This is a genomic window from Streptomyces sp. NPDC018833 (assembly GCF_044390825.1).
Classification (GTDB): domain Bacteria; phylum Actinomycetota; class Actinomycetes; order Streptomycetales; family Streptomycetaceae; genus Streptomyces.
The window spans coordinates 62463-78659 of the sequence record NZ_JBIRZM010000005.1; the positions used below are offsets into that span (position 1 = coordinate 62463).

2 protein-coding genes are annotated in these 16197 nt (G+C 71.8%); both read right to left on the reverse strand.

Annotated features, from left to right (window positions below):
• Positions 1-402 precede the first annotated feature (402 nt).
• Positions 403-612, reverse strand: a complete 210-nt coding sequence (locus tag ACH5AF_RS12360; RefSeq protein ID WP_398901534.1) for an MbtH family protein — start codon at positions 610-612, stop codon at positions 403-405.
• Positions 609-16163: an amino acid adenylation domain-containing protein gene (locus ACH5AF_RS12365; RefSeq protein WP_398901535.1), complete on the reverse strand. Its 15555-nt coding sequence runs from the start codon at positions 16161-16163 to the stop codon at positions 609-611. The genes ACH5AF_RS12360 and ACH5AF_RS12365 overlap by 4 nt, the downstream gene beginning before the upstream one ends.
• Between the last annotated feature and the right edge of the window lie 34 nt (positions 16164-16197).

Here is a 16197-nt window from a genome sequence, read left to right on the forward strand (position 1 = left end):
AAACGAGTAGGAACCCCGTCGTGTCAGGGTCGGGACGTGCCATGGGCGGACCAGTGCGGGGATGCCGCCGGCGATCAGAGGGTGGGCGATGTCGGTGAGGTCGGCGGGTGACCAGTCCTGGTCGGTGTCGAGGAGAAGACGGGCGGCGGCTTCGGCGATTCCGACGACGAGGGCGGCTGTCCCCGCGGCGGTGCGGACGTCGGCTCCTGTGCCAGTCGCGGACGCCAGTTCCAGCCCCGTCGTGATCAAGGTGCCGGATCACTGATCCAGCGTGCGGCCGCCCGTGCGGTCCATCAGACGGCCGCCCAAGCCGTTGAGCTGTCGCGCCGTCGGTAGACGGAATTCGCCGCCCGGCGGTGAGTAATTGCCTCACCGCCGGGCGGCGACGTTCTTCCAGCAGGCTCAGGCCTGCTGCGCGATCAGGCTCGCGGGCCGCAGGTCGGTCCAGTTGGCCTCCACGTAGGCGAGGCAGGCCTCCCTGCTGTCCTCGCCGAAGACGGTCCGCCAGCCCGCGGGCACCTCAGCGAAGGACGGCCACAGTGAGTGCTGGTTCTCGTCGTTGGCCAGAACCAGGAAGCGGCCCTGCGGGTCCTCGAACGGGTTCGTTGTCATATGTCGTCACTCCTCATGGACATTACGGTGAACAGCTCCGAGAGCGGCTGTTCCGGGTCGGCTGCCACGTTGTGCAGCAGCACCTGAAGTTCGTCGACGAGCTGCTGTGCCTTGGCCGGGCCGAGCAGTTCGGTCGCGTGGATCAGCTCGCAGTGCACCGGCCCGTCGCCCTGCGGCTCGTAGAAGCTGAGCGTCAGCTCGGCCCGTGTGGAGCCTGTCGGGACGGCGTGGAAGGAGCCCATGCCGCCCTCCAGCTCCACGAAGTCCGCCTGCTCATGGTGGATCACCATGACCTGCGGTCCCTCCGGGGGCAGGCCGGTCGCCCGGACGACCTCGTCGAACGGGACGTCCTGCCGGTCCAGGGCGCTGAGCGTCGTTTCCCGTACCCGGGTCAGCAGCTCGGTGAAGGTCGGGTCCCCCGCGGTGTCGGTGCGCAGCACCACGGTGTTGAAGAAGCAGCCGACCAGGTCGGCCAGTTGGTCGTCGCCACGGCCGGCGACCATGGTGCCGATCGGCAGGTCGGTGCCCACGCCGTGGGCGGTGAGCAGTGCCGACAGGACCGAGTGCAGCACCATGAACATGCTGGTGCCGGTCGCCTGCGCGAGCTTGTCCACCTCGGCGTGGAGCCGCTCGTCGAGGACGAACCCGACGTGGTCGCCGCCGTGGCCGGGCAGGCCGGGGGCGGCGGGACGCGGCCGGTCCGTGGGCAGTGTCAGCACACGCGGGACGTCCTTCAGCGTCTGCCGCCAGTAGGTGAGCTGCCGGCCGCCAAGGCTGTCGGGGTCACCGAGGTCACCGAGCACCTCGTGCGCCCAGTGGGTGTAGTCGGCGTAGGTCACCGGCAGTGGCTCCCACTCGGGTGCCCGGCCGGCCGCCCGCGACGCGTAGGCCGTGGTGAGGTCTCGGAACAGAGGCACCACGGACCATTCGTCCACGGCCAGGTAGTGCATGGTCAGCAGCACCGCCTGGGTTCCGTCCGCCCCGGTGAGCAGCCGGGCCCTCACGGGCGATTCCAGAGACAGGTCCGGGGCCTCGGCGGCGAGTTCGGCGAGCCGGGCGTCCAGATCGGCGCACCGCTCCGACACAAGGGCCGGGGTCGCGGATGCCTGCTGGTGAACGGCTCCGTCCCGCTCGGTGAAGACGGCACGCAGCGGCTCGTGCCGTGCCGTCACATCATCCAGTGCGGCCGACAGCGCGTCGGCGTCCAGCCCACCCGGTGAGCGCAGCACGAGCGCGTGGTCGAAGGCCGCGTGCCGCCGGTACGACGACCACTGCCACCGCTGTACGGGGGCGACCGGCAGCGCGGCACCGTCCGTGGGGTGTTCGACCGGGCGCAGCAGGGGCCTGGCGGCGGACGCTCCGTCGAGCTTGGCCGCGATGCCGGCGACGGTCTGTGCGTCGAAGACGTCCCGGATGGTCAGCTCGGCCCCGAACTCGGAGCGGATCCGCCCGAGCAGCCGCATCGAGGCCATCGAATGGCCGCCCAGCGCGAAGAAGTTGTCGTGTATGCCGACCTCTTCCAGCTTCAGGATCTCGCCGAACAGCTCGGCAAGGCGGGCCTGCGTCTCGGTGGCCGGGCGTGCGTCACCGGTCATTGCGGACCAGTCCGGATCGGGCAGCGCCTTGCGATCCAGCTTTCCGTTGGGGGTCAGCGGCAGCGGACCGTCCAGGGGCACCACGAGGGCGGGCACCATGTACTCGGGCAGCAGCCCGGCGACGTGCGTGCGCAGCGCCTGCGGGTCGAGCTCGGTGCCGTCGGGGACTGCGTAGCCCACCAGGCGCACGATGTCGCCCTGCCGGTCGGGCACCACGGCGGCCTGGCTGACGGCCGGGTGACCGGCGAGTGCCGCCTCGACCTCGCCCAGCTCGATGCGGAAGCCGCGGATCTTCACCTGGGTGTCGACCCGGCCGAGGAAGTCGAGGTTGCCGTCCCTGCGCCAGCGGGCACGGTCTCCGGTGCGGTACATCCGGCTGCCGGGCGGGCCGAACGGGTCAGCGACGAACCGCTCGGAGGTCAGCGCGGACTTGCCGAGGTAGCCCCGGGCGAGTCCGCGTCCGGAGACGTACAGCTCGCCCACCACGCCCGGCGGGACCGGGCACATGCGGTCGTCCAGCACGTAGCAGAGCGTGTTGGGGTCGGGCCGGCCGATGGGCACCCGGCCGGCCGGCCGGCCGCCGTGCTCCCAGGCGGGCCACAGCGTGGAGTTGACCGTCGCCTCGGTGAGCCCGTACGCGCAGATCAGGTTGGCCGTGGCGCCGAAACGCTCGAACAGGTCCGGCGGCACCGTCTCCGTACCGACCAGGATCGTGGATCCTTCGGGCAGCTCGCAGCCCGCCGGCAGGGCCGATACCAGGGAGGGCGGCAGGATCATGTGGGTGACCCGCTGGTCCGCCAGGAAGTCGGTGAGGGCCGGTCCGGCGACGCGCGCCTCGTCGGGTATCAGCACGAGCCGCCCGCCGTGGCACAGCGCCATGGACAGTTCGAAGACGAAGACGTCGAAGCCGATCGAGGCGAACTGCAGCACCCGGCTGTCGTGCTCCAGGCCCATGCGGTCGACCGCGGTGGCGACGAGGCTCGAGATGCCCTCGTGCGGGACGACGACGCCCTTGGGGCGGCCGGTCGAACCGGAGGTGTAGATCACGTAGGCGGCCTGGTCCAGGCTCACCGGCAGACCGGTCGCCGCGGTCTCGGGAAGCCGGTCGAGTTCGGCCCTGGTCTCAGGACCGTCGAGCAGCACCACCGGTACGCCCGCGACGTCCGGGATCTTCCCGGCCACCGACTCGGTGCCGACGACGAGCGCGGCCCCGGAGTCCTCGATCATGTAGATCAGCCGGTCGGCGGGGTGGACCAGGTCGAGCGGCAGGAAGGCGGCGCCGAGCTTGTGGGCGGCGAGCACCGTCGCCACCATGTCGACCGAGCGGGGCACTGCCACCCCGACCGCGCTCTCGGCCCCCACGCCCTGATCGGCCAGCAGGCGCGCGATCCGGTTGGCCCGGGCGTCCAGCTGGGCGTACGTCACCGAGCGGGAGCGCTCCACGACTGCCACCGCGTCCGGCCGCTCGGCGACCCACCGGGCGAACAGGGCGGGCAGCGAGGCCTCGTCGACGTCACGCCGGGTGGCGTTGAAGCCCTCCAGCACCAGCTGCCGTTCGTCGGCGGCGAGTACCTCCGCTTGCGAAACCGGCTGCTCCGGTTCGGCGGCCACCGCCGTGACCAGCCGCCGCAGTCGGTCGCCGAGCCGCTCGGCGGTCTCCACGTCGAACAGCTCGGTGGCGAACTCCAGTCGGCAGGTGAGTGTGCCCTCGTTGCCGTCGGCCCCGCTCATGTGCTCGGTGAAGCTGAACACGAGATCGAACTTGGCCGACCGGATCCGGAACGGTACGTACTCGACGCCGAGGCCGGGCAGTTCCATCTCGTCGCCGGTGCGGTTGTGGTAGCCGACCATCACCTGGAAAAGCGGGTTGCGGGCGAGCGACCGCGTCGGGTTCAGCTTCTCGACCACGGACTCGAACGGTACGTCCGCGTGGGAGAAGGCGGCCAGGTCGGTGTCGCGGACCCGCGTCAGCAGCTCATGGAAGCTCGGGTCGCCACTGAGATCGGTCCACAGGACGAGCGTGTTGACGAAGAAGCCGACCAGTTCGTCGAGCGCCTCGTCGCTGCGCCCGGCGATGGGCGAGCCGAGCGGAATGTCCGTACCGGCGCCCATGCGGTGGAGCAGTGCGGCGACGGCCGCGTGCACCACCATGAACATGCTGGTGCCGCTCTCCCGGGCCAGCCGCTTCAGGCCCTGGTAGGCCGTGGCGTCGAAGTCGATGTCGAGCTCGGCTCCGGTGAAGGCCGGCCGTGCGGGCCGGGGCCGGTCGGCCGGCAGCTCGATCTCCTCGGGGGCACCGGCCAGCGTCGTACGCCAGTACTCCAGTTGCCGGGCCGCCAGGCTCCGCGCGTCGGCCGGATCACCGAGCAGGCGCTGCTGCCACAGCGCGTAGTCGGCGTACTGGACCGGCAGCGGCTCCCACGTCGGTGCCGAGCCGGACCGGCGGGCGGCGTAGGCGGTGGCCAGGTCACGCAGGAACGGCCGGTCCGACCACTCGTCGGTGGTGATGTGGTGCAGCAGCAGAACGACGACGTGGTCCTCCGGCCCCACCTCGACGATCGTCGCGCGGAGCGGCAGCTCGGCGGCGAGATCGAACGGGCGGTTGACGGCGGCGTCCACGATGCCTGCCACCTCGTCCTCACCGGCGCGGACGCACTCCACGACCGGACGCGCCTGCTCGATGGGCAGGACCCGCTGGAACGCCTGGCCGTCGCGCTCGGTGAAGACCGTCCGCAGCGCCTCGTGGCGTGCCGCCACATCGGCGAGCGCCGCCCGCCACGCGTCCACGTCGAGCGCGCCGCGCAGCCGCATCACGAGCGGGAAGTTGTAGGCGGCCGAGGTGCACTCGATCTGCTGGATGACCCACAGCCGCTGCTGGGCGTGGGACAACGGCAGTTCGGCGGGCCGCTCCTGGGCCGTCAGTGGCGGGCGGTCGGCGGCGTGCGAGCCGTTCGCGCGCTCGACCAGCTCGGCGACGGTCGGCGCCTCGAAGAGGTCCCGGATCGCCAGCTCGGCCTTCAGCGCGCTGCGGGCGCGGCTGATCAGCCTGGTGGCCAGCAGTGAGTGACCGCCAAGCTCGAAGAAGTTGCTGTCGATTCCGACGCTGCCCTCGGCGAGGCCGAGCACTTCGGCGAAGAGCGCGCACAGCGTCTCCTCCTGCGGCGACCGGGGCGGGCGGCTGGTGCTCGGTCCGGCGAAGTCGGGAGCGGGCAGGGCCTTCACGTCGAGCTTGCCGTTGACGGTCAGCGGCAGCGTGTCCACGGTCACCAGCGCGGCCGGGACCATGTAGTCGGGCAGGCCCGCCTTCAGGTGGTCGCGCAGGCTCAGGACCAGTGCCTCACCCTGCTCCGCGCCTTCCTCCGGTACGACATAGCCGACCAGGCGCTTCGTCCCGGCGGTCTCCGCCACGACGACCGCGGCGTGGGCCACCTCGGGGTGCGCGGCGAGGGCCGTGGAGATCTCTCCCAGTTCGATCCGGTAGCCGCGGATCTTGACCTGGTCGTCGGTACGGCCGAGGAAGTCCAGCAGCCCGTCCGGCCGCTGCCGCACGAGGTCGCCGGTGCGGTACATCCTCCCTCCCGGTGCACCGAACGGGTCCGCGACGAACCGCTCCGCCGTCAGGCCCGGCCGGTCGTGGTAGCCACGGGCCAGGCCGGTGCCGGCGATGTACAGCTCACCGGGGCAGCCCGGCGGCACCGGGCGCAGCATCGCATCGAGCACATGGGCCCGGGTGTTGCGGATCGGCATGCCGACCGTCGGGGTCGCGCTGTCCGCCGTGGACCCGCCGAGCGTGTTGATCGTGTACTCGGTCGGCCCGTACAGGTTGTAGCCGTAGGTGCCCTCCGTGCGCCGCAGCCGCGTCCACACCGTGTCCGAGACGGCCTCGCCGCCGAGGAGGACGAGCGCGGGCCGGTACCTGCCGGTGGCCTCCTCGGTGGCCTCTTCCCGGTCGAGCAGGCCCTCTTCGATCAGCAGCTGGGCGTACGTGGGCGTCACATTGACCACGTCGACGCGGTGCCGGTCGCAGTAAGCCACCAGGGCTTCGGCGTCGCGGCGCAGCTCCTCGTCGCAGACGTGGACCTCGTGCCCCTCGACGAGCCAGAGCAGCTCTTCCCAGGACATGTCGAAGGCGAAGGAGACGGTGTGCGCGATGCGCAGCCGTCGTCCGCCCGCCGAGGCGATCGCCGGGTCGAAGATCTCCTTCTGGTGGTTGAGCTGCATGTTCGTCAGTCCGCGGTACGGAGTGACGACGCCCTTGGGCTTGCCGGTCGAGCCGGAGGTGTAGATGACGTAGGCGGGGTGCTCCAGCCGGTCCGGCACGGTGTGGGCGAACGCGGGCCGCTCGGCGTCGGTGATCTCACCGCCCGGGAGAGCGGAGAGCTCGGCCGTGACGGCCGGGTCGTCCAGCAGGAGTTCGGCGGCGAGGGCACCCGTCTCCCCCCGCAGGGTCGGGGCGACCGCTGTCGTGGACAGCAGGCACAGCGGCCCGGTGTCCTCGACCATCAGGCGCAGCCGGTCAGCGGGGTGGTCGAGGTCGAGCGGCAGGTAGGCGGCGCCGGTGCGCAGTACCGCGAACAGCGCGACGACCATCTCGATCGAGCGCGGCAGCGCGAGGGCGACGACCTTCTCCGGTCCGGCGCCACGGGCGAGCAGCAGCCGGGCGAGCCGGTTGATGTGCGCGTCGAGCTCCAGGTAGGTGAGGGCGCGCTCGCCGAACACCAGCGCCACCGCGTCCGGGGTGCGGGCGACCTGAGCCGCGAGCATGTCGGCGACGGTCTCGTTCGGTACGGGGTTGTCGCCGGCCTCCCACGCGGAGAGCAGTTCGGCACGCTCGCCGGGCAGCAGCAGGTCCAGGGTGCCGACGCGCGCCGACAGATCGCCGATCAGCCGCTCCACCAGGGTTGCGAAGCGTTCCAGCGTGGCCGTGGCCTGCTCGTCGTCGACCAGGTCCGTGCGGTACTCCAGCTTCACCCGGATGACCTCGGCCGGGTTGACGATCAGGGTCATGGGGTAGTGCGTGGCGTCCACGCTGCCCACGCCGGTGATGCCGTGCCGCTCGGTGAGCTGCCGGAACGCGCCTTCGTCGGCGAAGTTCTGCAGCACGTACAGGGTGTCGAAGAGGTTCGTGTGACCGCCGGCCCGCTGGAGCTCGGCCAGGCCGAGGTACTCGTGGTCCATCAGTGCGACACGCTCGGACTGCAGGCGGCGCAGGAGTTCCGCGACGGTCTCGTCGGCGTGGAAGGTGACCCGCTGGGGCACGGTGTTGAGGAACATGCCGATCGCCGTGTCCACTCCGGGCACGTCGGCCGGCCGGCCGGCGACCGTGGCGCCGAACACGACGTCGTGGCGGCCCACGGTCGCGGACAGGACGAGCGCCCACGCGGCGGACAGCACCGCGTTGATCGTCAGTCCGTGCTCGCGGGCGGACGCCCGCAGCCGGTCACTGAGTTCAGGGGTCAGATCGAAGGTGCTGCGCCGCGGGATCGTCGGCTCGTCACCGCCCGGCTGACGGGTCCGAGCCACGAGCGTCGGCTCGTCGAGTCCCGCCAGGGCCCGCCGCCACGACTCACGGGCCGCGTCGAAGTCCTGCTCGGCGAGCCAGCCCAGGTAGTCGCGGTAGCTGCCGGCCGAGTCCAAAGCGGTGTCGTCGCCCGCCGCGGCGTAGAGCCCCAGCAGTTCGTCGAGGAACACGGATTGCGACCAGCCGTCCCAGGCCACCAGGTGGTGGCTGAGCATCAGACGGTCGGTGTTCTCGGTGAGCCGGATCAGCTTGAGCCGGAACAGCGGCGGCGCGGCCAGGTCGAACCGCTCCCGCCGGCCGGCGTCGGCGATCTCCGCGAGGCGTGCCTGCCGCTGCTGCTCGCTCAGGCCGGTCAGATCCACCTCGGTCAGCGGCACCGGCATCTCGGTCGCGGAGCAGACGAACTGCACCGGTTCCGGCAGGCCGTCGCTGGTGATACCCGTGCACAGGCTCGGGTGCCTGCGCAGCAGCGTCGCGCACGCCGCACGAAGCCTCTCGGCGTCGAGGCGGTGATCGAAGTCGAAGGTGTCCTGCGCGGTGTAGACGTCCAGCGCGGACGTGTCGTAACTGGCGTGGAAGTGGATGCCTTCCTGCAGCGGCGACAGCGGCCAGATGTCGGCGACGGGCACCGGGCTGACGCTCTCGACCCGGTCGATCTCGGCCTGGGTGAGCCCGACCAGCGGCACGTCCGAGGGTGTGAGGGCCCGCCCGGCCCGGCCGGGCTGGGATGTCTGCGCGATGAGTTCACCCAGCGCTGCCGCCCACTCGTGGCCCAGCGCCTGCACGTCCTGCTCGGTCAGCGCCTCGCTCTCGGGCCAGCTCCAGGTGGCGCGCAGCTCGGGGCCGTGGGGCGTGTCCGCGCACACCGCGTTGACCTGGAGCGGGTACGGCATGGCGAGATCGGCGTCCGGTTCGACGGACAACGCGTCGGCCTCGACGGCGGGTGCCCAGTCACGGGTCTGCTCGGCGGGAAGCCGGCCGAAGTAGTTGAAGAGCACCTGCGCGCTGGACAGTTGGGCGAAGACGGGGGCGAGCTGCGGGTTGAGGTAGCGCAGCATGCCGTATCCGGCACCGGAGTCCGGCGCCGAACGCACGGCCTCCTTGACCAGCTTGAGCACGTCGAGGGCGTCCTCTGCCGTGGGGAGCCGTACGGGATGCAGGCTGGTGAACCAGCCCACGGTGCGCGAGAGGTCCAGGTCTGCCCCGTCGCGTCCGTGACGTTCGAGATCCACCAGCAGGTCGCCGCCGTCCCGCTCACCGCGCCAGCGGGACACGGCGAGGCGCAGTGCGGCGAGGAGCACCTCGGTGACATCGGCCCCGGCGGCGGCGGGCACCGAGGTGAGCAGCGCCTGGGTGTCCTGGGTGGACAGGGACACGACGTGTTCCCGCGCCGACCCGGCCGTGCCGGTACGGGTGGCGCCGGGGACCAGTTCGGCACCGGGCGCCAGGGTCCGGGCCCAGTACGGCAGTTCGGCCTGCCGTTGCGGTGAGGTCGCCTGCTCGGCGACGTCCCGGGCGAAGCGCCGCAGTGATGTGGGCACCGGCTCCAGAACGGGCCGCTCCCCCTGCGAGACGGCCTCCCACGCGGTGGCGATGTCACCGAGGAGCACGCGCCAGGACACGCCGTCGATCGCCAGGTGGTGGACGACGAACAGCAGTCGCCCGGGCAGGTCCCCGCCGGCGTCGAACCAGACGGCCTGCAGCATGACGCCGCCGTCGGGATCGAGCCGGGAGGCCGCGCCGTCGGACTCCTCGGCGATCACCGCGCGAAGTCCCGCGGCGTCGAGGTTCCGGACGTCGACGCGCCGCAGCAGCGAAGCCGCCTCCACCGCACCCACGGCAAGCGTCTGCGCCGACCACAGCGCCGGAATCGCCGGGCCGAGATCCATCCGGGAGAGCGTGAGGCGCAGACCGTCGTGGTGGTCCAGGAGCGCCTGCACAACCCGTGCCAGCGCGTCGGCATCCGCCGCGGCGGGGGCCTGCACCAGCATCGACAGGTTGAAGCGGTTGATCGATCCGCCGTCCTCGCGGAGCTGGTGGACGATCGGCAGCAGCGGAATGTCGCCCACGCCGTCGGCATCGGCGGCGACCGCGGGAGCGGTGTCCCCGGTGCCGGCGATCGTCGCCGCCAGCGCGGCGGGTGTGCGGTGTTCGAACACGTCCCTGGGGCTGATCGGCAGTCCCGCCTTGCGGGCGCGACTGGAGACCGACATGGACAGGATGCTGTCCCCGCCGAGCACGAAGAAGTCCTCGTCCGCGTCGACCTCGTCGATCCCGAGCACGGCGGCGAAGATGGCGCAGAGCTGCGACGCGCGGCCCTCGCGCGACGTCCGTCCCTGCCGCCGCCGGACCTCGGGGGCCGGCAGAGCCTTGTGGTCGATCTTCCCGCCCGGGGTCAGCGGCAGTGCGTCGAGCGCCACGAAATGGCTGGGCACCATGGGTGCGGGAAGGGCACCGCTCAAGGAGCCGCGTACGGCCGCGACATCCAGCGTCGCTCCGGCTGCGGGGGCCAGGTAGGCCACCAACTGCTTGACTCCACGGTCGTCGTCGCGGGCCACGACCACCACATCGCCGACGGCCGGCTCATCACGCAGCCGTGCTTCGATTTCACCGAGTTCCACCCGGTTTCCCCTGATCTTGACCTGGTGGTCGGTGCGCCCCATGTACGTGAGCACCCCGTCGCCACTGAACTGAACCATGTCTCCGGTGCGGTACATCCGCTCTCCCGGTCCGCCGAACGGATCGGCGACGAAACGCTCCGCGGTCAGCGCGGTGCGTCCGTGATACCCGCGGGCCAGTTGTGCGCCCGCGATGTAGAGCTCGCCGGGCTCACCCTCGGCAACGGGGCGGAGGTACCGGTCGAGGACGTAGAGCCGGGTGTTCCACACCGGACGTCCGATGGGCACGGTGCCCTCTTCGCCCGGCTCGGAGCCCGCCTCCCAGCTGGTGACCTGGATGACGGCCTCGGTCGGCCCGTAGACGTTGAAGAGGGGCACCCCGGTGCGCTCCTGCCAGCGCCGCGCGAGCGGGACAGGCAGCGCCTCGCCACCGCTGAACGCCCTGCGCAGGCTCGACCACCAGGGTTCCCCACCGGTGTCATCGGCCAGCAGCGCCGAGTACAGCGAAGGCACCAGATCGACGTTGGTGACCTGTTCGCCGTGGATGAGCTCCGCGAGATACGCCGGGTCACGGTGACCGTCCGGCCTGGCGATCACCACGGTCCCGCCGGTCAGCAGCGGGGCGAAGATCTCCTGCACCGACGGATCGAAGCTGGTCGAGTACTGGTGCAGTACGCGCTCGCCGGAGCCGAACCCGAACCGCTCAGCCGTCCAGGACAGCTGGCCGACGACCGCGCGGTGCGGCACCAGCACGCCCTTGGGCCGACCGGTCGAACCCGAGGTGTACATCAGATACGCGGCACTGTCCGGATGGACGCACACGGAGGCGGGGGCGACGGGGACGTCTTCCCGACCGTCGCCGAGGACGATCCGGGTCACGCCTTCCAGCTCGGGCAGTCGCGCCCACGACTCCTCGGTGGCGACGACCGTACGGGCCCCGGAATCGGCGAGCATGTAGCGAACGCGGTCGGCCGGGTAGTCGACGTCGACCGGCAGGTAGGCGGCACCCGCCTGGAGAACACCGAGCAGCGCGACCAGCGTCTCGGCCGAGCGGGGAACGGCGACGGCCACGATGGACTCGGGGCCCACGCCGTGGGCGAGCAACCGGTGCGCCAGCGCCTCGGCGCGCTCCTGAAGTTCGGCGTAGGTCGTCCGCTCGCCGTCGTGGATCAGAGCGGTCGCGTCAGGGGTTCGGCGGACCTGCTCGGCGAACGCTCCGTGCACCGTGCCGGCGGGCATCGCGTGCTCCGCTCCGGTGAGGCGGTCCAGGGTGCTGCGGCGCTCGTCGGCGTGCTGCGCCGCCAGCCGGGCGACCGGGAGCCCGGGGTCGGCGACGACCTGATCGAGCAGCGCGCGCAGCCGGGTGGCGAACCGTTCCGCGGCCGCGGTGTCCAGCCGGGTGGGCTCGTGTTCGAGCCGCAACCGGAGTCGCTCCCCGGGAAGCACGGTGAGCGCCAGCGGGTAGTGCACCGAGTCGCGAATGCGCGACCCGACGATACGGACCTGCCCGGCCGGATCGGCCGGCTCACCCGCGTCGGGCAGGTTCTCCACCACGACGAGCGCGTCGAACAGTTCGCCCTGCCCGACGGCCCGCTGGATGTCGGCGAGTCCGAGGTACTGCTGGTCCAGCAGGTCGGCCTGATCGTCCTGGAACTGCGCGAGGACCTCGGCGAGCGACTGCTCCGGACGCCATCGCAGGCGCGCGGGCACGGTGTTGATGAGCAGGCCGACCAGCGTTTCGATGTCCTCGACGGCGGCCTGCCTGCCGGAGACCGTGGTCCCGAAGACCAGGTCGTGGGAGCCGACGACATCGCCGAGCACCAGGCCGAAGCCGCCCTGCACGATGGTGCTCAGGGTCAGCCCGAGCTGCCGGGCGCGCGCCGTGAGCGCCGCCGTGTCCTGCGGGGACAGCTCAAGAGTGACCCTGCCGACCTTGCCGTCCTCGCCGACCGGCCCGGAGTCCGCTGCCCGGACGGGCAGCCGGGCCGGTGTGTCGAGTCCTGCCATCGCCTCGCGCCACGCGCTGCGCGCCTGTTCCCGGTCGCGGCCGGCGAGCCATCCGGCGTACGCCCGGTAGGTTCCGCTCGGCGCCGCCGGTTCCGCCGCGGCGCCCGGCCGGTAGCCGTCCAGCAGCTCCCGCATGATGAGCGAGACCGACCAGCCGTCGACGACGATGTGGTGCATGGTCAGGACCAGCAGGGACCGCCGCTCGCCGAGCCGGACCAGCGCGGCCCGCATCAACGGCGGGATCCCGAGATCGAAGCCTTCCGCCCGCTCCGCCGCCGTGACCTCGTCGACGGCCGTGGACTGCTGTACCGCGTCGAGTTCCGACAGGTCGGCGAAGCGCCACGGCAGCTCGACGCGCTCACGTATGAGCTGCACGAGCTGACCGTCCGGGCGCTGACGGAAGGCGGCGCGCAGCAGCGGGTGACGGTCGAGCAGACGCTGCGCGGCTACCCGCAGGGCGTCGGCGTCCACGTCACCGGCGAGTTCGAGGGTGTCCTGCACGGCGTAGCCGTCCACCCCGCCCGCGTCGACGGCGGCGTGGAAGAAGAAACCCTCCTGCAGTGGAGTGGCCGGTACGACGTCGAGGAGGCCGGGGACGGCGGAATCGAACTCGGCACGCTCGGCATCGGTCAGCGACACCAGGGAGAACGGCGCGGGCACCGCACCGGATTCACGCGGTGGCGCCGCCACGCCGTCGGTGACGCGCGCGAGTGCCGCCACCGTGCGGTGCCGGAACACGTCGCGAGGCGTGATCGCGAGTCCGCCGGCCCGCGCGCGGGTGACCAGCTGGATCGCGACGATGCTGTCCCCGCCCAGTTCGAAGAAACTGTCGTGGACGCCCACCGACGGCAGGCCGAGCACCTCGGCGAACAGTGCGGCAAGAGCGGTCTCGCCCGGCGTCGTCGGCGCGGCATCGCCGGTCATCGCCGTCCACTGCGGCTCGGGCAGGGCCCGGGTGTCGAGCTTTCCGTTGGGAGTCAGCGGCAGCGGCCCGTCCAGCAGGACGACGGCCGTCGGCACCATGTAGTCCGGCAGCTCCGCCGACACCTGCGCCCGCGACGCCGCCACGGACGCCTCGGCGTCCGCGCCGGCGTCGCCGACCAGATAGGCGACGAGGCGCTTCATACCCCGGTGGTCCTCCCGTACGAGGACGGCGGCCTGGGCGATGCCCGGGCAGGCCATGAACGCGCTCTCGATCTCGCCCGGTTCGATCCGGTGGCCCCGGATCTTGAGCTGGCCGTCCGCACGGCCGAGGAAGTCCAGGTTGCCGTCCGCGCTCCAGCGAACACGGTCGCCGGTGCGGTACATCCGCGCGCCCGACGGTCCGAACGGGTCGGCGACGAACCGCTCCGAGGTCAGCCCCGCCCTGCCCAGGTAGCCGCGGGCCAGGCCGCGCCCACCGACGTACAGCTCACCCTCGACACCCACGGGAACAGGACGCAGCGCCGAATCGAGCACATAGGCACGGGTGTTGGGGTCGGGTCGGCCGATCGGTGCGGGACCCGGCCGGCCGGGCTCGGCGAGCCACAGCGTCGAGTTGACCGTCGCCTCGGTCAGACCGTAGGCGACGACGATACGCACCCGCCCGGACCAGCGGGCGATCAGCTCGCTCGGCACCGCCTCGGTGCCGACCACGAGCACCGCTCCCTCGGGCAGCTCACAGTCCTGCGGCAGCGCCGAGACGAGCGACGGCGGCAGGATCATGTGCGTGGCCAGGTGCTCCTCGATGTAGTCCGTCAGGGCAGGCCCGGCGACCCGGCGCTCGGTGGGGACGATGATGATCCGGCCGCCGACGCACAGCGACATGATCAGGTCCCAGACCGTCACGTCGAAGCCGACCGAGGCGAACTGCACGACACGGCTGTCCGCGCCGATGCCGATCCGGTCGGTGGCCGTGGCGATCAGGCTGCCGACCCCGTCGTGCGAGACCACCACGCCCTTGGGGCGGCCGGTGGAGCCCGAGGTGTAGATGACGTACGCGGCCTGGTCCAGGGCGATCGGCAGGCCGGGTTCCGAGTCGTCCAGGGCGGCGGACTCGGCGGCCACCAACGGGTCGTCGAGCAGTACCTGTCCGACGCCGGGCGCTGCCGGCAGTTCACCGGCCAGCTCGCCCGTGGTGACGACGGTCCGCGCGCCGGCGTCGGACAGCATGTAGGCGATCCGGTCCTGGGGATGGTCGGCGTCCAGCGGCAGATACGCCGCCCCCGCCTTCATCACCGCCAGCAGGGAGACCACCAGTTCGGGCGAGCGCGGGACGGCCACGGCGACGACGTCCTCGTCGCTCACGCCGCGCGCGATGAGCAGCCGGGCCAGCCGGTTCGCGGCGGCGTTGAGTTCGGCGTACGACAGTTGCCGGTCCTCGCACACCAGCGCGACGGCGTCCGGCGTGCGGCGCACCTGCTGCTCGAACGCGGCGGGCCAGGACAGTTCGGGAACCTCGCGCGGCGCGACTGAGAACTCGTCGAGCAGCTGGGCCCGCTCCGCGCCGGAGGTCAGCTCGATGTGGCCGATGGGGCGGTCCATCCCCTCGACGAAGGCTTCGAGGAGCATGAGGAAGCGGCGCTCGTGGTCGCTCAGCGTCCGCTGGTCACACACCTCCGCGTCCGCGTCGAAATGGATACGGATACCCTTGCCCGCCCGGGACTCGGCGAGTGTGACCGCCAGGTCGCTGACCGGGCCGAGCCACAGAGGGCGGAGGTCGGCCTCGTGGTCGCCGAAGCGCACCCCTTCGAAGCCGGTCAGGATGTTGACCGTGGGGCCGACGAGCTCCGGTACGCCGTCGACCAGCCCCAGGTCCCTCGCCAGGTCCTCGGCACGGTAGCGCCCGTGCTCTACCGTCTCGGCGATCTGGCACCGCACGATGTCCGCGAGCTCGGTGGGCGTCATGCCCCCGTGGACCGCGACGCGCAGGGGGAGAATGTTGGACACCATGCCGGGGACGTCCCTCGACTCGGCGTCCTGCCGGGTGGTGACCGGCAGGCCGAGGACGAGGTCCTGTTCGCCGGTGACTCGGTGCAGGTAGGCGGCCACGGCCGCCACCAGCAGACGGGACAGGCGCACGCCCGCGCCGGCCGCGGCGACGCGCAGCCGGGAGGTGTCCTGCAATGACAGCTCCGCCGTGCGCCGGACGCGCCGCGTCATCGGCGCCGACGCGCGCTCGACGAGGCGCACGGGCTCCGGACGGTCGGCAAGCCGGCTCAGCCAGTACGCGCGATCCGCCTGGTACTGCTCGGACGCGCGGTAGGCCCGCTCGGCGCCCACCAGCCGGGACAGTGCCCAGTCGGCGTCTTCCCCGGGCTCACCGGACGGCTCACCGGCGGTGTAGATCTCACCGGCCCGGCGGGAGATCAGCGCGATGCTCATCCCGTCGATGGCGATGTGGTGGTAGCGCTGGTACCACAGGACCCGGTCGTCCGCGAGGCGGAGAAGTGCCTGGCCGAACAGCGGACCGCTCACCAGGTCGACGGGCCGATCGCGGTCGTCTTCCGCCCAGTCCGCGGCAGCGCCTTCGGGATCCGTCTCGTCCCGCAGATCGATGGTGGGCACGTCGACGGGGAACCGTGTGATGGTCTGGCGCGGCTCACCCTCCTCGACACCGACGCGCACATGCAAGCACTCCGCCTCCTCGATCGCCTGCCGCACGGAGGCGGTGAGGCGGTCGAGGTCGACGTCGCCGCGCAGTTCCAGGACGAACGAGACGTTGTAGGCCGAGCTGTCCGGCTCGATCTGCTGGGCAAGCCAAATGCCGGACTGCCCACCGGTGACGGGTATCCCGGCGGCAGAAGTCCGGTCCGACTCGGCGTCAAACATCGTTCGAATGACCTTTCCCTGGTTGTGCGTCGGT

Excerpts from the sequence above, each read along its gene's own strand:
- ACH5AF_RS12360 (WP_398901534.1), bottom strand. The coding sequence starts at position 612 with ATGACAACGAACCCGTTCGAGGACCCGCAGGGCCGCTTCCTGGTTCTG.
- ACH5AF_RS12365 (WP_398901535.1), bottom strand. The coding sequence starts at position 16,163 with ATGTTTGACGCCGAGTCGGACCGGACTTCTGCCGCCGGGATACCCGTC.